General features: G+C 65.2%; 15 protein-coding genes. 9 read left to right on the top strand and 6 right to left on the bottom strand.

Translation table 11 applies throughout. The features are described from left to right. Positions 1-274: 274 nt before the first annotated feature. From PHLH3_RS26235 to PHLH3_RS26225, 3 genes are all read right to left on the bottom strand, one after another. The gene (locus PHLH3_RS26235; protein ID WP_213626352.1) at positions 275-3,085 is read right to left on the bottom strand and encodes an FAD-binding and (Fe-S)-binding domain-containing protein; all 2,811 of its coding nucleotides are present in this window, start codon (positions 3,083-3,085) and stop codon (positions 275-277) included. Positions 3,086-3,160: 75 nt separating this feature from the next. Next, entirely contained in the window at positions 3,161-4,306 is a 1,146-nt protein-coding gene (lldD, locus tag PHLH3_RS26230; RefSeq protein ID WP_213626351.1) for an FMN-dependent L-lactate dehydrogenase LldD, read from the bottom strand. A gap of 153 nt (positions 4,307-4,459) precedes the next feature. Beyond that, positions 4,460-6,145, bottom strand: a complete 1,686-nt coding sequence (locus PHLH3_RS26225) for a lactate permease LctP family transporter (RefSeq protein WP_213626350.1) — start codon at positions 6,143-6,145, stop codon at positions 4,460-4,462. A gap of 316 nt (positions 6,146-6,461) precedes the next feature. Between PHLH3_RS26225 and PHLH3_RS26220 the strand changes: the two genes are divergently transcribed. Further along, positions 6,462-7,229, top strand: coding sequence for an FCD domain-containing protein (locus tag PHLH3_RS26220; protein WP_173178996.1), 768 nt, complete (start codon positions 6,462-6,464; stop codon positions 7,227-7,229). 49 nt (positions 7,230-7,278) lie between these two features. On the opposite strand, the gene smpB is transcribed toward PHLH3_RS26220, so the two are convergent. Continuing rightward, the gene (gene smpB / locus PHLH3_RS26215; protein ID WP_111260183.1) at positions 7,279-7,761 is read right to left on the bottom strand and encodes an SsrA-binding protein SmpB; all 483 of its coding nucleotides are present in this window, start codon (positions 7,759-7,761) and stop codon (positions 7,279-7,281) included. 151 nt (positions 7,762-7,912) lie between these two features. Between smpB and PHLH3_RS26210 the strand changes: the two genes are divergently transcribed. Both PHLH3_RS26210 and PHLH3_RS26205 read left to right on the top strand, forming a co-directional pair. Beyond that, complete coding sequence (locus PHLH3_RS26210; RefSeq protein WP_173178994.1) at positions 7,913-8,347, top strand: type II toxin-antitoxin system RatA family toxin; 435 nt, start codon at positions 7,913-7,915, stop codon at positions 8,345-8,347. After that, positions 8,340-8,651 (top strand): RnfH family protein, encoded by a 312-nt coding sequence (locus PHLH3_RS26205; RefSeq protein ID WP_213626349.1) that lies wholly within the window; start codon positions 8,340-8,342, stop codon positions 8,649-8,651. The genes PHLH3_RS26210 and PHLH3_RS26205 overlap by 8 nt, the downstream gene beginning before the upstream one ends. Positions 8,652-8,720: 69 nt before the next feature. Here the strand turns inward: PHLH3_RS26205 and PHLH3_RS26200 are convergent, their stop codons facing one another. Then, on the bottom strand, positions 8,721-9,242 hold the full coding sequence (locus tag PHLH3_RS26200) for an outer membrane protein assembly factor BamE (RefSeq protein ID WP_111260180.1): 522 nt from the start codon (positions 9,240-9,242) through the stop codon (positions 8,721-8,723). Between the two features lie 96 nt (positions 9,243-9,338). Between PHLH3_RS26200 and fur the strand changes: the two genes are divergently transcribed. Continuing rightward, the gene (gene fur, locus PHLH3_RS26195) at positions 9,339-9,743 is read left to right on the top strand and encodes a ferric iron uptake transcriptional regulator (protein ID WP_021222333.1); all 405 of its coding nucleotides are present in this window, start codon (positions 9,339-9,341) and stop codon (positions 9,741-9,743) included. A 72-nt stretch (positions 9,744-9,815) separates the two neighbouring features. Here the strand turns inward: fur and recN are convergent, their stop codons facing one another. Further along, entirely contained in the window at positions 9,816-11,489 is a 1,674-nt protein-coding gene (recN, locus tag PHLH3_RS26190; protein ID WP_173178990.1) for a DNA repair protein RecN, read from the bottom strand. A gap of 152 nt (positions 11,490-11,641) precedes the next feature. Here recN and grpE point away from each other — a divergent pair, with 152 nt between their 5' ends. The 5 genes from grpE to carA all read left to right on the top strand — a co-directional run bounded on the left by grpE (position 11,642) and on the right by carA (position 17,677). Then, the gene (grpE, locus tag PHLH3_RS26185) at positions 11,642-12,211 is read left to right on the top strand and encodes a nucleotide exchange factor GrpE (protein ID WP_213626348.1); all 570 of its coding nucleotides are present in this window, start codon (positions 11,642-11,644) and stop codon (positions 12,209-12,211) included. A gap of 100 nt (positions 12,212-12,311) precedes the next feature. After that, positions 12,312-14,222: a molecular chaperone DnaK gene (dnaK, locus tag PHLH3_RS26180; RefSeq protein ID WP_213626347.1), complete on the top strand. Its 1,911-nt coding sequence runs from the start codon at positions 12,312-12,314 to the stop codon at positions 14,220-14,222. A 123-nt stretch (positions 14,223-14,345) separates the two neighbouring features. After that, the gene (dnaJ, locus tag PHLH3_RS26175) at positions 14,346-15,473 is read left to right on the top strand and encodes a molecular chaperone DnaJ (protein ID WP_021222329.1); all 1,128 of its coding nucleotides are present in this window, start codon (positions 14,346-14,348) and stop codon (positions 15,471-15,473) included. A gap of 76 nt (positions 15,474-15,549) precedes the next feature. Then, positions 15,550-16,356 (top strand): 4-hydroxy-tetrahydrodipicolinate reductase, encoded by an 807-nt coding sequence (gene dapB / locus PHLH3_RS26170; protein ID WP_213626346.1) that lies wholly within the window; start codon positions 15,550-15,552, stop codon positions 16,354-16,356. 184 nt (positions 16,357-16,540) lie between these two features. Beyond that, on the top strand, positions 16,541-17,677 hold the full coding sequence (carA, locus tag PHLH3_RS26165) for a glutamine-hydrolyzing carbamoyl-phosphate synthase small subunit (RefSeq protein ID WP_213626345.1): 1,137 nt from the start codon (positions 16,541-16,543) through the stop codon (positions 17,675-17,677). Positions 17,678-17,693: the final 16 nt, after the last annotated feature.

Raw genomic sequence — 17,693 nt, 5'->3', positions numbered from 1 at the left:
TTTTTCGAAGTCATGATGGCCAGCCCTGGAAGGGGCGTAGTAGATGGGCTGCGTGGGGATTTGCGGGGCGCTCGCGTGACGGGTTTCGCGGGCTCCAGGGCTGGCATTTCGTCGGGAAGGGGAGGCGGGATGAAACCCGGTCCGGATTGCGTCCGACTTGCCGTTTCGCTTGCCGTTGCGCTTGGCCGGGAGGCGGGGGGAGGCGATTTTGCCGAGCAAAAAAAGCCCCGCACTGGGCGGGGCGCAATCCGTGCCAGGCACGGCAGCTTGAGGTTCAGATGGCCCGGGGGCGGGTGACGCGGTCCACCAGATAGACCAGGCCGTGGTAGTCGATGCCGCCGTGCTGGGTGAGGCCGATCTCGCAGGTGCGGCTGGTGGAGATGCCTTCCTCGCAGACTTGCACGGCGTCTTTCAGGCTGCGCAGCGAGTGGGCGTTGAGCTCCGGGGTGGTGAAGCCCTTGTCGCCGGCGAAGCCGCAGCAGTGTATGCCTTCGGGCACCACCACCTGGCGGGTGCAGCGGCGCACCAGGTCGATCAGGCCCTGGGCTTCGCCTAGGTGCTGGGTGCTGCAGGTGACGTGCACGGCGATGGGCTTGTCCTGGGGGGTGAACTCCAGGCGGTCGAGCAGGTGGGTGCGGATGAAGCGCACCGGGTCGAACAGGTCCAGGCGCGAGTCGAGGCCGTCCTGCACCAGGCGCAGGGTGCAGGGGCTGGTGTCGCAATAGATGGGGTCGAGGCCGCCGCGACTGGCTTCCAGCAGGGCGTCGATCATTTCCCGACGCTTGGCTTCGGCCTGCCCGGCGTAGCCCTTGGAGGCGAAGGGCTGGCCGCAGCAGAGGCTTTCCAGCTGCGCGGGGAAGACCACCTGGTAGCCGGCCTTTTCCAGCAGCATGCGGGTCTTGTCCACCAGCGGCACCTGTTCGCCGTCGGTGGCGGCGGGGCCCATGGCGCGGGATACGCAGGCGGCCAGGTAGACCACGCGGGGGCGGGCGTCGTTGGCCGGCGGGGTGAAGTGGATGGGCTTGGCGGCCTGGGGCAGGGCGGGTGTCCATTGCGGCAGGCGCCCGGCGGAGAGGCGGCGCAGGGTGCCGGAGGTTTTCTCCAGCAGCGGCGCGCCCAGCAGGCGGCGTGCGCCGTCGGCCAGGCGTAGGGTCAGGCGTGCGCCCTTGAGCGCGGTGGCGAAGTGGCCGGCGAGCCAGTCGGCGCTGCCGGCGTGGTGGGCCGCGTTGCCACGCAGCTTGCGCACCAGGTCGCCGGTGTTGATGCCCACCGGGCAGCGCTGGGCGCAGAGGCCGGTGGCGGCACAGGTGTCGACGCCCTGGTAGGCGAAGGCTTCTTCCAGCTCGCGGGTGTCGATGCCGGCGCGCTTGCGCGCCTGGATGTCGCGCCAGATGACGATGCGCTGGCGGGGGCTGAGGGTCAGGCCCTTGGAGGGGCAGACCGGCTCGCAGAAGCCGCATTCGATGCACTTGTCGACGATCTCGTCGGCGGCGGGCAGCGGCTTGAGGTTCTTCAGGTGCAGTTCGCGGTCGTCGCTGAGGATGACGCCGGGGTTGAGGATGCCGGTGGGGTCGAGCAGGCGCTTGAGCTGCCACATCAGTTGGTAGGCGTCGCTGCCCCATTCCAGTTCGACGAAGGGCGCCATGTTGCGGCCGGTGCCGTGTTCGGCCTTGAGGGCGCCGCCGAATTCGACGGCGACCAGTTGGGCGACGTCCTGCATGAAGGCGTCGTAGCGGGCGACCTGCTTGGGGCTGTCGAAGCCCTGGGTGAAGACGAAGTGCAGGTTCCCTTCCAGGGCGTGGCCGAAGAGGATCGCCTCGTCGTAGCGGTGCTTGTCGAACAGTTCGATGAGGCGGTTGACGCCGGCGGCGAGCTGTTCGACGGGGAAGGTGACGTCTTCGATGATCACCGTGGTGCCGGTCTGGCGCACGGCGCCGACGGCGGGGAAGGTGTCCTTGCGGATCTTCCACAGCTGGTTGTAGACGACCGGGTCTTCGCTGAAGTCGACCTTCTGCTCCACCGGAAAGTCGGCGATGGAGGCGGTGATGCGGGCGAGCTGTTCGTGCAGCAGGCTGGCGCTGGCGGCGCGGGATTCGATGAGCAGGGCGCAGGCGCTGGCGGAGAGGCCCTTGACCCAGGTGGGCATGCCGGGCTTGTCCTGCACGGAGCGCAGGCTGCGGCGGTCCAGCAGTTCGACGGCGGAGACCGGTTGCTGCTTGAGCACGGGGACGGCGCGGCAGCAGGTTTCCACGTCGGGGAAGACGATCAGCGCGGAGGCCTTGTGCGGGTGCTCGGGCACGGTGTCGTAGGTCACCGCGCTGATGAAGCCGAGGGTGCCTTCGGAACCCACCAGCAGGTGGGTGAGGATGTCCAGCGGTTGGTCGTAGTCCACCAGGGCGTTGAGGGACAGGCCGGTGGTGTTCTTCAGGCGGTACTTGTGGCGGATCCTGGCGGCCAGTTCGGTGTTGGCGCGGGTCTGCCGGCCGAGTTCGGCCAGGCGCTCCAGCAGCTCGCCGTGGCTGGCCTGGAAGGCGGCGACGCTGACCGGGTCTTCACTGTCCAGCAGGGTGCCGTCGGCCAGCACCAGGCGCAGGCCGGCGAGGGTGTGGTAGCTGTTCTGGGCGGTGCCGCAGCACATGCCGCTGGCGTTGTTGGCAACGATGCCGCCGATCTTGCAGGCGTTGATGGAGGCCGGGTCGGGGCCGATCTTGCGGCCGTAGGGGGCGAGCCAGGCGTTGGCCTGGGCGCCGATGACGCCGGGCTGCAGGCGGATCTGCTCGCCGCCCTTGCGGATGTCGCGGCCGTTCCAGTTGTCACCGAGGACGATCAGCACCGAGTCGCTGATGGCCTGGCCGGAGAGGCTGGTGCCGGCGGCGCGGAAGGTGACGGGCACCTGTTCGGCGTGGGCGGCGCGCAGCAGCCCGACCACTTCGGCTTCGCTTTCGACGCGTACCACCAGCTTGGGGATCAGCCGGTAGAAACTGGCGTCGGTGCCGAAGGCCAGGGTGGAGAGCGGATCGTCGAAGCGCCGATCGCGGGGGATCAGGCGTTCGGCGGTCTGGAGGAAGGCGGCGGGCAGGCTCATCGGTCGGGTCCTGTCATCAACGGTGGGCGCGGGCCGCTCGAGCGGCCTCGTCGGTTCTCTATCAGGTGCCGCGGGTCAGCGGCCGAGTTCGCGTACCAGCGAGTCGGCACTGATTTCGGCGATGCTCTTGGCGCCGGTGAGCACCATGGCCACGCGCATTTCCTTGTCGATCAACTCCAGCAGGTTGCTGACACCGGCACCACCGGCGGCGGCCAGGGCGTAGACGAAAGCACGGCCGAGCATCACGGTGTCGGCGCCGAGGGCGAGCATGCGCACGACGTCGAGGCCGGTGCGGATGCCGGAGTCGGCGAGGATCTTCAGCTCGCCCTTCACCGCGTCGGCGATGGCCGGCAGGGCGCGGGCGCTGGAGAGCACGCCGTCGAGCTGGCGGCCGCCATGGTTGGAGACGACGATGCCGTCGGCGCCGAAGGTGACCGCGTCACGGGCGTCCTCGGGGTCGAGTATGCCTTTGATGACCATGGGGCCTTGCCAGAAGTCGCGGATCCATTCGAGGTCCTTCCAGGAGATGGAGGGGTCGAAGTTGGCGCCGAGCCAGCCGATGTAGTCGGCCAGGCCGGTGGGGTTGCCGCGGTAGGTGGAGATGTTGCCGAGGTCGTGGGGCTTGCCCAGCAGGCCGACGTCCCAGGCCCAGGCGGGGTGGGTCATGGCTTGCAGCACGCGACGCAGCGGGGCGTTGGGGCCGCTCATGCCGGAGTGGGCGTCGCGGTAGCGGGCGCCGGGCACGGGCATGTCGACGGTGAACACCAGGGTGGTGACGCCGGCGGCCTTGGCGCGTTCCAGGGCGTTCTTCATGAAGCCGCGGTCCTTGAGCACGTAGAGCTGGAACCACATGGGGCGCTGGATGGCCGGGGCGACTTCCTCGATGGGGCACACCGAGACGGTGGACAGGGTGAAGGGGATGCCTTTGTCCGCCGCCGCCTTGGCTGCCTGCACTTCGCCACGACGGGCGTACATGCCGGTCAGGCCCACCGGGGCCAGGGCCACGGGCATGGCGAGGGTCTCGCCGAACAGCTGGGTCTCGAGGCTGAGCTCGGACATGTTCCTCAACACCCGCTGGCGCAGGGCGATGGCGGAGAGGTCCTCGACGTTGCGCCGCATCGTGTACTCGGCGTAGGCGCCGCCATCGATGTAGTGGAACAGGAAGGGCGGCAGCTTGCGCTGGGCGGCGGCGCGGTAGTCGGTGGAGGCGGAGATGATCATGGGCTCTTCCGTCTGAGAGAAAAGTTTGGATCGAGCGAGCTAGAGCGAGACAAGGCGGAAATGGCCGAGGGAGCGGAGCCTACGACTGTAGGTGAGCATCTCCGAGGCCATTTCCAACGCCGTATCGCCGACGCGCAGCCGATCAGGGCACGGTCAGTGAACCAGCATGCCGGTGAAGACGTAGGCCTGCGCCAGCGTGATCAGGCCGACCAGGGCGGCGAAGATCAGGCTGTGCTTCAGGGTGAAGCGGAACAGGTCCGACTCCTTGCCGACCATGCCGGTGGCGGCGCAGGCCACCGCGATGGACTGCGGCGAGATCATCTTGCCGGTCACGCCGCCGCTGGTGTTGGCGGCCACCAGCAAGGTGTCGTTGACGCCGATCTGGTGCGCGGTGGTGGCTTGCAGGGAGCTGAACAGGGCGTTGGACGAGGTGTCCGAGCCGGTCAGGAAGACCCCCAGCCAGCCGAGGAAGGGCGAGAAGAACGGGAAGGCCGCTCCGGTGCCAGCCAGGACCAGTGCCAGGGTGGTGGACATGCCCGAGTAGTTGGTGACGAAGGCGAAGGCCAGCACCATGCCGATGGACAGGATCGGCCATTTCAGTTCGACCAGGGTTTCGCCAAAAGTGGTCAGACCATTTTTAACATTGACCTTGAGTACCAGCATCGACAGCAGCGCGGAGAAGAAGATCGCGGTACCGGTGGCGGAGATCGGGTCGAGCTTGAACACCGCCGGCATGGCCGTGGTGGTGGCCACGATGGGCGCGCCTTTCAGTACGAGCTGGTCCAGGTGCGGGATGGCGAACATGAAGACGAACTGCTCCAGTGCGCCGCCCGGGGCGAACATCGCCTTGAAGGGCTTGAGGGTCCAGATGGTCACCAGCACGGTGAGGATCAGGAAGGGCGACCAGGCCTTGAGGATCTCGCCGAAGCCGTAGGGCGAGGGCGTGGTGCTGCGCGGGCCGCCGAAGCCACCGAGCACCGCTGCGCCGCCGGAGACGCCGACCACTTCTGCGCTTTGCGCGCGGGCCGGTTGCCAGACCTTGAGGAACAGGGTGAGGGAAATCAGGCTGACCAGGGCCGAGGTGATATCCGGCAGTTCCGGGCCGATGAAGTTGGAGGTGAAGTACTGGGTGACGGCGAAGCTGCCACCGGCTACCAGGGCGGCGGGCCAGGTTTCCTTCACACCGCGCCAGCCGTCCATCATCGCTACCAGCCAGAAGGGCACGAGGATCGACAGGAAGGGCAACTGGCGGCCGGTCATGGCGCCGATCTTGAAAGCGTCGATGCCGGTGACCTGGCCGGCGACGATGATCGGAATGCCCAAGGCGCCGAAGGCCACCGGTGCGGTGTTGGCGATCAGGCACAGGCCGGCGGCGTAGAGCGGGTTGAAGCCCAGGCCCACCAGCAGGGCGGCGGTGATGGCCACCGGGGCACCGAAACCGGCGGCACCTTCGAGGAAGGCGCCGAAGGAGAAGCCGATGAGCAGCACCTGCAGGCGCTGGTCATCGGTGATCGACAGCACCGAGCTGCGGATCACTTCGAACTGGCCGCTCTTGACCGTGAGTTTGTAGAGGAACACCGCCGCGACGATGATCCAGGCGATCGGCCAGAGACCGTAGGCGAAGCCGTAGCCGGCCGCGGCGAAGGCCATGTCGGCGGGCATGTTGAAGGCGAAGATGGCGACGGCAAGTGCCAGCGCCAGGGTAATGGTGCCAGCGATGTGGCCCTTGAGGCGGAACACGGCGAGGGCGAGGAAGAAGAACACGATCGGGATCACGGCGACGGCAGCGGACAGGCCGAGGCTGCCGAGAGGGGTGTAGATCTGTTGCCATGCTTGCATGGTGGTTGGCTCCGTAATTGTTTTTGGAGTGCCTGTGGGCCGTCCGGGTGGGCGCGACGCTTTTGACGTTGCAGCAGGCATTGGCCGGATCTGGCGTACTTCGTCGAAATTGGTAATACCAATTTACAAAATCGACGGCTCAGGGTAAAAGTCTTACCGTGCGCATGTCAATTTCCTGTCCTACAACTTTGGTCGAGAGGGTTGTGATCGGGCTTTTCTTGTGCGCCGGGCGGGGGCTGGTTAGGCTGCCGCCGGATATGCGCGGGCTGCCGCGCCAGACCGCCCGGATGGGCTGTGGAAGTGAGTCGGGAGGGTTATGGGATTTGGTCAGGTGCGTCAGCGCCGTCTGTCGGATGACATCGTCAGTCACCTGGAGTCGATGATCCTCGAGGGCACTTTGAAGGCCGGCGAGCGGCTGCCCGCAGAACGCCTGCTGGCGGAGCAGTTCGGGGTGTCCCGGCCGTCGCTGCGCGAGGCGATCCAGAAGCTTGTGGCCAGGGGCTTGCTGGTCAGTCGCCAGGGCGGCGGCAACTACGTTTCCGCGGAGCTCGGCTCCACCTTCAGCGACCCTTTGCTGTCGCTGCTGGAGGGCAATCCGGATGCCCAGCGCGATTTGCTGGAGTTCCGCCACACGCTGGAGGGGTCATGCGCCTTCTATGCGGCACAGCGAGCGACTTCGGTCGACCATGAGCGCCTGCGTGAGGCTTTCGAGACCTTGCAGGCCTGCTACACGCCCGGCAGCAAGGCGAGTCGCGAGGACGAGGGGGCGGCGGATGCGCGTTTCCACCTGGCGATCGCCGAGGCCAGCCACAACGCCGTGCTGCTGCACACCATTCGCGGCCTGTTCGAACTGCTCAAGCACAATGTGGTCACCAATATCGGAGGCATGTACCTGCAGCGCGACGAGACCCGCGACATGCTGATGAAGCAGCACCGGGCCCTGTTCGAGGCGATCATCGAGCGCCGTGCGGAGGAGGCGAGGGAGATTTCGCACCAGCACATCGACTACGTGCAGGAGGTGCTGGCGGAAGGGCAGCTGGAAGCGCGCCGCATGGAGCGTGCGCAGCGCAGGCAGGGGATATGAGGTCGCTGGCCTGAAGGGATGGTGCGGGTGACTGGCGCCGGAGCGGCGCTCAGTCTTCCTTGCCCTTGGTGCGCATGACGCGAGCGATCTCGCGATCGGAGTCGCGTTCCTTCTCGGTGGCGCGCTTGTCGAATTCCTTCTTGCCCTTCACCAGTGCGATCTCGCACTTGATCAGGTGGGCCTTCCAGTACAGCGACAGCGCTACGCAGGCGTAGCCCTTCTGCTGGACGGCGCCGATCAGCTTGCTCAGTTCGCGCTTGTGCAGGAGCAGCTTGCGGGTGCGGACGGGGTCGGCGATCACGTGGGTGCTGGCGGTTTTCAGGGGCGTGAAGTGGCTGCCGAGCAACCAGGCTTCGCCGTCCTTGAGCAACACGTAGCTGTCCACCAGTTGGGCCTTGCCGGCACGCAGACTCTTGACTTCCCAGCCGGCGAGGGCGAGACCCGCCTCGAACCGCTGTTCGACGAAGTAGTCATGCAGAGCCTTCTTGTTCTGCGCGATGGAGCCTTGGGGATGTTTCTTTTGCTTAGCCATAGGCGCGGCATTATAGGGAGTCCCAGGCGTGGCCGCTACGGCGGCGTAGGCTTGAGCGCAAGGGGTGAATCCCTGACAATGCGCGCTCTTTTTTTGACCAGCCGTGTTGCTCGCTCAGGCGCAGCCGACTGACCGACGATTAGAGGCCCAGATGACCACCCATATCCAGCGCTCCGCTCTGCTGCCGTACCCTGCGCAGGCGCTCTACGATCTGGTCAACGACGTGGCGAGGTACCCCGAGTTCCTGCCCTGGTGCTCCACCAGTGAAGTGCTGCAGGCCAGCGAGACCGAGATGGTCGCCAGCCTCGGCGTGGCCAAGGGCGGGATCAGCCAGCGCTTCGTCACCCGCAACCGGCTGGTGCCGGGGCAGGTGATCGAGATGAACCTGGAGGAGGGGCCCTTCACCGAGCTGCACGGCGTGTGGAATTTCAAGCCGCTGGGCGAGAAGGCCTGCAAGATCAGCCTGGACCTGTCTTTCGACTACGCCGGCCCCATCGTCAAGGCGACACTCGGGCCGCTGTTCAACCAGGCTGCCAACACCCTGGTCGACGCCTTTTGCCAGCGGGCCAAGCAGCTTCATGGCTGAGTCGATCCGAGTCGAGATCGTTTGCGCGCTGGCCGAGCGTCAGCGCCTGCTTGGCCTGGATGTGGCCTCTGGCACCACGGCGCGCGCGGCCGTGATGGCGTCGGGCCTGGCTGCGGAGTTCCCCGAGCTGGACCTGGCGAGCTGCCCACTGGGCATCTTCGGCAAGGCGCTGGCCAATCCCGAGGAGCGGGTGCTGGAGGAGGGGGACCGCGTCGAGGTCTACCGCCCGCTGCTGGCCGACCCGAAGGAGGTTCGCAAGGCGCGCGCCGCCCGTGCGGCCCAGGCGAGGGCGGCGGAGGAATAGCTGCCGGTTGGCCTGACAGGCGCCCAAGAAAAAGCCCGGAACCAGTCCGGGCTTTTTTCTGCGCAGCGTTTACTGTGGCGAGGTTTCCAGCGGCTCGGGCGTGGGCACCGGCACGGTTTCCACCTTGTCCACTTCCTGCTGGATCTGCTCGAGCAGCGAGCCGGGTTTCGGCTTCTCTTCCTGCTGTTGCTGGGCAGGCTTCTCGCTCTTCACTTCGGTGTTGCCGTCGCTGCCGAGGATGGCTTCGTCACGGCTCACGCCCGGCATGAAGTCACCTGCCAGGCCGATCAGCTGATCGCTGCCGTCGAACACCAGGCTGACGCGTTCCTGCTGGCGTTCGCCGCCACCCGGCTGGATGCTGTAGAGATAGTCCCAGCGGTTGGCGTGGAAGGTGTCGGTGATCAGCGGGTTGCCCATGATAAACCTCACTTGCCGCCGGGTCATTCCGGGCTTCAACTGGTCTATCATGTCCTGCGTCACGACATTGCCCTGCTGGATGTCGATTTTGTAAACCCCGGGGAATGAACAGCCGGCGAGTGCGACCAGGCCTGCAAATGTGAGGCTGGTCAGCAAGAGCTTGGTGTTTTGCATCGGTGGGTGACTTCCACTATCTTGGCTGGGCAACGAAAATCCGATCATACCCGCATTAAGGGAAGCTGCGAAGCAGCGTCCATGAGAAAGCTGACCATGGTTGAAAATAACGAACTTCGCAAAGCTGGCCTGAAGGTGACCCTGCCCCGGGTCAAGATCCTGCAGATGCTTGACTCCACCGAACAGCGCCACATGAGTGCCGAAGATGTCTACAAGGCCCTGATGGAAGCGGGTGAAGACGTGGGGCTGGCAACCGTTTACCGCGTGCTGACCCAATTCGAGGCGGCCGGCCTCGTGGTACGCCACAATTTCGATGGTGGCCATGCCGTATTCGAACTTGCCGATGGCGGTCACCACGACCACATGGTCTGCGTCGACAGCGGTGAGGTGATCGAGTTCTTCGACACCGAAATCGAAAAACGCCAGAAAGAGATCGTCAAGGAGCACGGCTTCGAGTTGGTCGATCACAATCTGGTGCTGTACGTGCGCAAGAAGAAATAAGCGCGCTGCACCAGTAAATGGAAAAAGGCGACCTGCGGGTCGCCTTTTTCATTTATGGGGTTGTGGGAGAAGTCAGCCCTGTGCGCTGGTGACCATCTTCCTGGCGTGGGCGATGGACTCTTCGGTGAGGTCCAGGCCGCCGAGCATGCGGGCGATTTCTTCGATGCGCGCCGCCTCGGTGAGGTTGGTCACGGCGGTGCGAGTTTCCTTGCTGCCGCGCACCTTGTGCACGAACAGGTGGTTGTGGCCTTGCGCCGCCACTTGCGGCAGGTGCGTCACGGTGAGCACCTGGCCGCGCTCACCGAGCCGGCGCAGCAACTGGCCGACGACTTCCGCGGTGGGGCCGCCGATGCCCACGTCCACTTCGTCGAACACCAGTGTGGGGACGCGGGATGTCTGCGCGGTGATGACCTGGATAGCCAGGCTGATGCGCGACAGCTCGCCACCCGAGGCGACCTTGGCCAGGGCCTTGAGAGGTTGGCCGGGGTTGGCGCTGACCAGGAATTCGACCTGCTCCAGGCCGTTGGCCTGCGGGTCCTGGCTCTGGATCGGGTGCAGCTCGATGGTGAAGCGTCCGCCGGGCATGCCCAGGCGCTGCATCTCGGCTTCCACTGCCTTGGCCAGCTTGCCGGCGGATTTGCCACGCAGCTTGCTGAGTTCTCCGGCCTTGGCCTGGTAGTGGCGGGTGTAGGAAGCGAGCTCTTCGGTCAGGCGCTCGACCGCTTCGTCATCCGCATTCAGCGCTTCGATCTCCTCCAGCAGCGATTGCTGCAGGCTGGCCAGTTCGCTTGGATGAACGCGGTGTTTGCGCGCGAGCGTGTAGATGGTGTCGAGGCGCTCCTCCAGTTGCTGCTGGCGTTGCGGGTCGGCGTCGAAATGATCGATGAAGCGATTGATCTCGCCGACCGCTTCCTCCACCTGGATCTGCGCGCTGGCCAGCAGGTTGACGGCTTCGGCGATGGCGCCTTGCTGGGTGTTGAAGGCGGTCAGGCGGTTGAGGCTGGAGGTGAGGGCGCTGAGCACGTTGCCCGCGTCGCTCTCGCTGCACATGTCCAGCACTTGGCGGCAGCCTGCGAGCAGGCTTTCGGCGTTGGAGAGGTTCTTGTGCTCCTGCTCCAACTGGTCGAGCTCGCAGTCGCCGAGGGCAAGATTCTCCAGCTCTTCCAGCTGGTAGCTGAGCAGTTGGTGGCGGGCGCGTTGTTCTTCGCCGCTGCGGGAGAGGCGCTCCAGTTCCTGGCGGGTCTGCTTCCAGCGTTGCGCGGCGAGTTGCACCTGGCGCGCCAGCTCGCTGGCACCGGCGAATTCGTCCAGCAGGCGACGATGGGTGTCGAGCTTGAGCAGCGACTGGTGCTCGTGCTGGCTGTGGATGTCGATCAGCAGCTCGCCGAGGGTCTTGAGGTCGCCCTGTGGGCAGGGGGTGCCATTTATATAGGCGCGCGAGCGGCCTTCGGCGGTGATGACCCGGCGCAGGATGCAAGGGCCGTCGTTGTCCAGGTCGCGTTCGGCGAGCCAGGTGCGGGCCTCGGGGATGTCATGCAGATCGAAGCTGGCGAGGATGTCCGCCTTGTCCGCTCCCGGCCTTACCACGCCGCTGTCGGCACGATCGCCCAGGGTCAGGCCCAGGGCGTCGAGCATGATCGACTTGCCCGCGCCGGTCTCGCCGGTGATCACCGACATGCCGCCGGCGAGTTCGAGATCGAGGTGTTCGACGATGGCGTAGTTGTGAACGGAAAGGTGGACCAGCATGGCGGCACTCCCAGGGCGATGGCTGGGTATTTATACAGTGTTTGTTTTCCGCCTGACAATCACCCCGCCCCCTTGAACCGACAAATTGCGACCCCATATAGGCGGACAGATCGCCGGGTTATTGCCCGGCCCGTTTTTGAAAGGAGGAACGCATGGCTGACGAACAGACCCTGGACAACCAGAACCCTGAGGCGAACACCGCTACCGAGGCCGCCAGCGGCGAAGACCTCGTGACCCGTGTGCAGACGCTGGAAGAGCAGTTGGCCGCGGCCCAGGATCAGTCCCTGCGCGTTGCCGCCGAGTTGCAGAACATCCGCCGGCGCGCCGAGCAGGATGTGGAGAAGGCGCACAAGTTCGCGCTGGAAAAATTCGCCAATGACCTGTTGCCGGTGGTAGACAGCCTCGAGCGCGGCCTGGAGCTGAGCAGCGCCGAGGACGAGGCCATCAAGCCGGTGCGCGAGGGCATGGAACTGACCCTCAAGCTGTTCCACGACACCCTCAAGCGCTACCAGCTCGAGGCGGTCGATCCTCATGGTGCGCCGTTCAATCCGGAACACCATCAGGCGATGGCGATGCAGGAAAGCACCCATGTGGAACCGGGCACCGTGCTCAAGGTGTTCCAGAAGGGCTACCTGCTCAACGGCCGCCTGCTGCGCCCCGCCATGGTGGTGGTCAGCAAGGCGCCGGCCGAAGTGCCGCCGTCCATCGACGAGCAGGCTTGAAATCCGGGCTGCGGCCCCCATCTGTTTAACCAAGCGTATTCATGCTGCCGCGACCAGTGAAGCGGGGTCTCGGCAAATCCAAAGTTTCGGGAGAGAGAACATGGGCAAAATCATCGGTATCGACCTGGGGACCACCAACTCCTGCGTCGCCATCCTGGAGAACGGCAACGTCAAGGTGATCGAGAACGCCGAGGGCGCTCGCACCACGCCGTCGATCATCGCTTACACCAACGACGGCGAGATCCTTGTCGGCCAGTCCGCCAAGCGCCAGGCGGTCACCAACCCGCACAACACCCTGTACGCCGTGAAGCGCCTGATCGGTCGTCGCTTCGAAGAAGACGTCGTGCAGAAAGACATCAAGATGGTCCCCTACAAGATCGCCAAGGCCGACAACGGTGACGCCTGGGTCGAGGTGAAGGGCCAGAAGATGGCGCCGCCGCAGATTTCCGCGGAAGTGCTGAAGAAGATGAAGAAGACCGCCGAAGACTACCTCGGCGAGACCGTGACCGAAGCGGTGATCACCGTTCCGGCCTACTTCAACGACAGCCAGCGCCAGGCCACCAAGGATGCCGGTCGTATCGCCGGCCTCGACGTCAAGCGCATCATCAACGAGCCGACTGCGGCCGCGCTGGCCTATGGCATGGACAAGGCCAAGGGCGACCACACCGTGATCGTCTATGACCTGGGTGGCGGTACCTTCGACGTGTCGGTGATCGAGATCGCCGAAGTCGACGGCGAGCACCAGTTCGAGGTTCTGGCCACCAACGGCGACACCTTCCTGGGTGGTGAGGACTTCGACATCCGCCTGATCGACTACCTCGTCGACGAGTTCAAGAAAGAATCCGGCATGGACCTCAAGGGCGACCCCCTGGCCATGCAGCGCCTGAAGGAAGCCGCCGAGAAGGCCAAGATCGAGCTGTCCTCCAGCCAGCAGACCGACGTCAACCTGCCGTACATCACCGCAGACCAGACCGGTCCGAAGCACCTCAACGTGAAGATTTCCCGCGCCAAGCTGGAAGCCCTGGTCGAGGACCTGGTCGCTCGTACCATCGAGCCGTGCCGCATCGCCCTGAAGGACGCCGGCCTGGACGTGGGCGACATCCACGAGGTGATCCTCGTTGGTGGCCAGACTCGCATGCCGCTGGTGCAGAAGCAGGTCGCCGACTTCTTCGGCAAGGAAGCGCGCAAGGACGTGAACCCGGACGAAGCCGTGGCCATCGGTGCCGCCATCCAGGGTGCCGTGCTGTCCGGTGACGTGAAGGACGTGCTGCTGCTCGATGTATCCCCGCTGACCCTGGGTATCGAAACCCTGGGTGGCGTGATGACTGCGCTGATCGAGAAGAACACCACCATCCCGACCAAGAAGTCGCAGGTGTTCTCCACCGCCGATGACAACCAGTCCGCCGTGACCATCCATGTGCTGCAGGGCGAGCGCAAGCAGGCCACCCAGAACAAGTCCCTGGGCAAGTTCGACCTGGCCGAGATCCCGCCGGCTCCGCGTGGCGTGCCGCAGATCGAGGTGACCTTCGACATCGACGCCAACGGCATCCTGCACGTGTCCGCCAAGGACAAGGCCACCGGCAAGCAGCAGTCCATCGTGATCAAGGCCAACTCCGGCCTGTCCGAGGACGAAATCCAGCAGATGGTGCGTGACGCCGAGGCCAATGCCGAGGAGGATCGCAAGTTCGAAGAGCTGGCCGCCGCCCGCAACCAGGGTGACGCGCTGGTTCATGCGACCCGCAAGATGGTCACCGAGGCCGGTGACAAGGCCACTGCCGAAGAGAAGGCGGCCATCGAGAAGGCGCTGGGTGAGCTGGAAGTTGCCGTGAAGGGCGACGACAAGGCCGAGATCGAAGCCAAGATGAACGCGCTGTCCCAGGCTTCCACTCCGCTGGCGCAGAAGATGTATGCCGAACAGCCCCAGGCGGGTGAAGGTGCTCCGGCCGGTGAAGACAAGGCATCCGATGATGCCGTCGACGCCGAGTTCGAAGAGGTCAAGGACAACAAGTAAGCATCAGGCTTGCTTGCTCTCCTGCCTGCCGGGCCCAGCCCCGCAGGTTGATGCGCCGCGCGGGAGCTTGCTCCCGCGTCGGCGTGTCTGGAGGGCGCGAAATTTGAAGAGTGCAGAGAACCAATGGCTAAACGTGACTTTTACGAAATCCTCGGTGTCGAGCGGGGCGCCAGCGAGGCTGAGCTGAAGAAGGCTTATCGTCGTCTGGCCATGAAGTATCACCCGGACCGCAATCCGGACGACAAGGCTGCCGAAGAGAAATTCAAGGAGGCCAACGAGGCCTACGAAGTGCTCTCCGATGCCAGCAAGCGCGCGGCGTACGACCAGTACGGCCATGCCGGTGTCGATCCGCAGATGGGTGCGGGCGGTGGTGCGGGCTTCGGCGGCGCCAGCTTCTCCGACATCTTCGGCGACGTCTTCAGCGACTTCTTCGGTGGCCAGCGCGGCGGCCAGCGTGGCGGTGCCCAGCGTGGCAGCGACCTGCGCTACACCCTGGAGCTGGACCTGGAAGAAGCGGTGCGCGGTACCACCGTCACCATTCGCGTCCCGACCCTGGTCAACTGCAAGACCTGCGAAGGCTCCGGCGCCAAGAAGGGCACCAGCCCCGTCACCTGCACCACGTGCGGCGGCATCGGCCAGGTGCGCATGCAGCAGGGGTTCTTCTCGGTCCAGCAGACCTGCCCGCGCTGCCACGGCACCGGCAAGATGATTTCCGATCCCTGCGGCAGCTGCCACGGGCAGGGGCGCGTCGAGGAACACAAGACCCTGTCGGTGAAAGTGCCGGCTGGCGTGGACACTGGCGATCGCATCCGCCTGTCCGGCGAGGGCGAGGCTGGCGCCATGGGTGGGCCGGCCGGCGACCTGTACGTCGTGGTCAACGTGCGTGAGCACCCCATCTTCCAGCGCGACGGCAAGCACCTGTACTGCGAAGTGCCGATCAGCTTCGCCGACGCCGCCCTGGGTGGCGAGCTGGAAGTGCCGACCCTCGATGGTCGGGTCAAGCTGAAGATTCCGGAAGCGACCCAGACCGGCAAGCTGTTCCGTCTGCGCGGCAAGGGCGTGGCCCCGGTGCGTGGTGGTGGTGCGGGCGACCTGATGTGTCGCGTCGTGGTCGAGACTCCGGTCAACCTCGACAAGCGCCAGCGCGAGCTGCTCGAGGAGTTCCGCAAGTCCCTGCAGAACGACGGCTCCCATTCGCCCAAGGCCAGTAGCTGGTTCGAAGGCATGAAACGCTTCTTCGGCGATCTTTGACATCCCGGCCCAGGCTGCAGGCGAAGACTCGACGAGCGGCGCCTGCGGCCTGAGCTTGCAGCTTGGAGCTTTGTGTATGCGACGTATTGCAGTGATGGGCGCCGCCGGGCGCATGGGCAAGATCCTGATCGAGGCGGTCCAGCAGACCGGCGGTAGTGCCGGTCTGACCGCGGCGATCGATCGCCCGGACAGCACCCTGGTAGGGGCCGATGCCGGTGAGCTGGCGGGGCTCGGCCGCATCGGTGTGCCGCTGTCGGGGGATCTGGGCAAGGTGATCGACGAGTTCGACGTGCTGATCGACTTCACCCACCCGACCGTGACCCTCAAGAACCTGGAAATCTGCCGCAAGGCAGGCAAGGCCATGGTGATCGGCACCACCGGCTTCTCCCAGCAGGAGAAGGAGTTGCTGAGCGCGGCGGCCAAGGAAATCCCGATCGTCTTCGCCGCCAACTACAGCGTCGGCGTGAACCTCTGCCTGAAGCTGCTCGACACGGCTGCCCGTGTGCTGGGGGATGACGTGGATATCGAGATCATCGAGGCCCATCACCGCCACAAGGTCGACGCACCGTCCGGTACTGCCCTGCGCATGGGCGAAGTCGTCGCCAGTGCGCTCGGGCGTGATCTGGAGAAGGTGGCGGTCTATGGGCGTGAAGGACAGACCGGTGCCCGTCCGCGCGAAACCATCGGTTTCGCCACTGTTCGCGCTGGCGATGTGGTCGGCGATCACACCGTGCTCTTCGCGGCGGATGGCGAGCGCGTTGAGATCACCCACAAGGCATCGAGCCGCATGACCTTCGCTCGTGGCGCGGTTCGCGCGGCGCTTTGGCTGGAAGGTCGGGAAGCGAGCCTCTATGACATGCAGGATGTGCTCGGCTTGCGCTGAAACCGCCAAAAGGTCCTACTCCACGGTGGACCGAAAAAGGCTTCTCCTGTAAGCTGCAGCTTTAGTGTGTCCACTAAAAGTTACGCAGAATGGCTCAGATAAAAAAGCGGGGTGACGGTTCAAAACGTCATCCCGCTTTTTTACAACCTGCGTTTGCTTCAGCCTTGATCTACGGGAGGTCTTCTTGACTAAGCCAGCCATACTCGCGCTTGCCGACGGCAGCATTTTCCTCGGTGAATCCATCGGGGCCGACGGCCAGACCATCGGAGAGGTGGTTTTCAACACCGCCATGACCGGCTATCAGGAAATCCTCACCGATCCTTCCTATGCCCAGCAAATCGTCACCCTGACCTACCCCCATATCGGCAACACCGGCACCACGCCGGAGGATGCCGAGTCCGATCGCGTATGGGCCGCCGGCCTGATCATCCGTGACCTCCCGCTGCTGGCCAGCAACTGGCGCAACAAGCAGTCGCTGCCCGAGTACCTGGAGGCCAACGGCACCGTGGCCATCGCCGGCATCGATACCCGTCGCCTGACCCGCATCCTGCGCGAGAAGGGGTCGCAGAACGGCTGCATCCTCACCGGTGAAGGCGCTACTGCAGAAAAAGCCCTGGAGCTGGCGCGCAGCTTCCCCGGCCTCAAGGGCATGGACCTGGCCAAGGTGGTCAGCTGCACCGAGCGTTACGAGTGGCGCTCCAGCATCTGGAACCTGAAGACCGACAGCCACCCGGAAATCCCGGCCAGCGAGCTGCCCTACCACGTGGTGGCGTTCGACTACGGCGTCAAGCTGAATATCCTGCGCATGCTGGTGGCCCGCGGCTGCCGCCTGACCGTGGTGCCGGCACAGACTCCGGCCAGTGAAGTGCTGGCGCTCAATCCGGACGGCGTGTTCCTTTCCAACGGCCCTGGCGACCCCGAGCCCTGCGACTACGCCATCGCCGCGATCAAGGAAATCCTCGAGACCGAGATCCCGGTCTTCGGTATCTGCCTCGGTCACCAGTTGCTGGCACTGGCTTCTGGCGCCAAGACCCTGAAGATGGGCCACGGCCACCATGGCGCCAACCACCCGGTCCAGGATCTGGACAGCGGCGTGGTCATGATCACCAGCCAGAACCACGGCTTCGCCGTCGACGAGACCAGCCTGCCGGCCAACGTCCGTCCGATCCACAAGTCGCTGTTCGATGGCACCCTGCAGGGTATCGAGCGTACCGACAAGGAGGCCTTCAGCTTCCAGGGTCACCCTGAGGCGAGCCCCGGCCCGCACGATGTGGCCCCGTTGTTCGACCGCTTCATCGAAGCCATGGCCAAGCGCCGCTGAGCCTGTCGACTGACCC

The sequence above is a fragment of the Pseudomonas sp. Pc102 genome (assembly GCF_018408275.1).
GTDB lineage: Bacteria > Pseudomonadota > Gammaproteobacteria > Pseudomonadales > Pseudomonadaceae > Metapseudomonas > Metapseudomonas tohonis.
The sequence above is the reverse complement of the archived record's forward strand: the minus strand, read 5'-3'. Positions and strand labels throughout refer to the sequence as shown.

Coding starts and splice junctions, on each gene's coding strand:
- PHLH3_RS26235 (WP_213626352.1), bottom strand. CDS start 3,085: ATGAGCCTGCCCGCCGCCTTCCTCCAGACCGCCGAACGCCTGATCCCC.
- lldD (WP_213626351.1), bottom strand. CDS start 4,306: ATGATCATCTCCGCCTCCACCGACTACCGCGCCGCCGCCCAGCGCAAG.
- PHLH3_RS26225 (WP_213626350.1), bottom strand. CDS start 6,145: ATGCAAGCATGGCAACAGATCTACACCCCTCTCGGCAGCCTCGGCCTG.
- PHLH3_RS26220 (WP_173178996.1), top strand. CDS start 6,462: ATGGGATTTGGTCAGGTGCGTCAGCGCCGTCTGTCGGATGACATCGTC.
- smpB (WP_111260183.1), bottom strand. CDS start 7,761: ATGGCTAAGCAAAAGAAACATCCCCAAGGCTCCATCGCGCAGAACAAG.
- PHLH3_RS26210 (WP_173178994.1), top strand. CDS start 7,913: ATGACCACCCATATCCAGCGCTCCGCTCTGCTGCCGTACCCTGCGCAG.
- PHLH3_RS26205 (WP_213626349.1), top strand. CDS start 8,340: ATGGCTGAGTCGATCCGAGTCGAGATCGTTTGCGCGCTGGCCGAGCGT.
- PHLH3_RS26200 (WP_111260180.1), bottom strand. CDS start 9,242: ATGCAAAACACCAAGCTCTTGCTGACCAGCCTCACATTTGCAGGCCTG.
- fur (WP_021222333.1), top strand. CDS start 9,339: ATGGTTGAAAATAACGAACTTCGCAAAGCTGGCCTGAAGGTGACCCTG.
- recN (WP_173178990.1), bottom strand. CDS start 11,489: ATGCTGGTCCACCTTTCCGTTCACAACTACGCCATCGTCGAACACCTC.
- grpE (WP_213626348.1), top strand. CDS start 11,642: ATGGCTGACGAACAGACCCTGGACAACCAGAACCCTGAGGCGAACACC.
- dnaK (WP_213626347.1), top strand. CDS start 12,312: ATGGGCAAAATCATCGGTATCGACCTGGGGACCACCAACTCCTGCGTC.
- dnaJ (WP_021222329.1), top strand. CDS start 14,346: ATGGCTAAACGTGACTTTTACGAAATCCTCGGTGTCGAGCGGGGCGCC.
- dapB (WP_213626346.1), top strand. CDS start 15,550: ATGCGACGTATTGCAGTGATGGGCGCCGCCGGGCGCATGGGCAAGATC.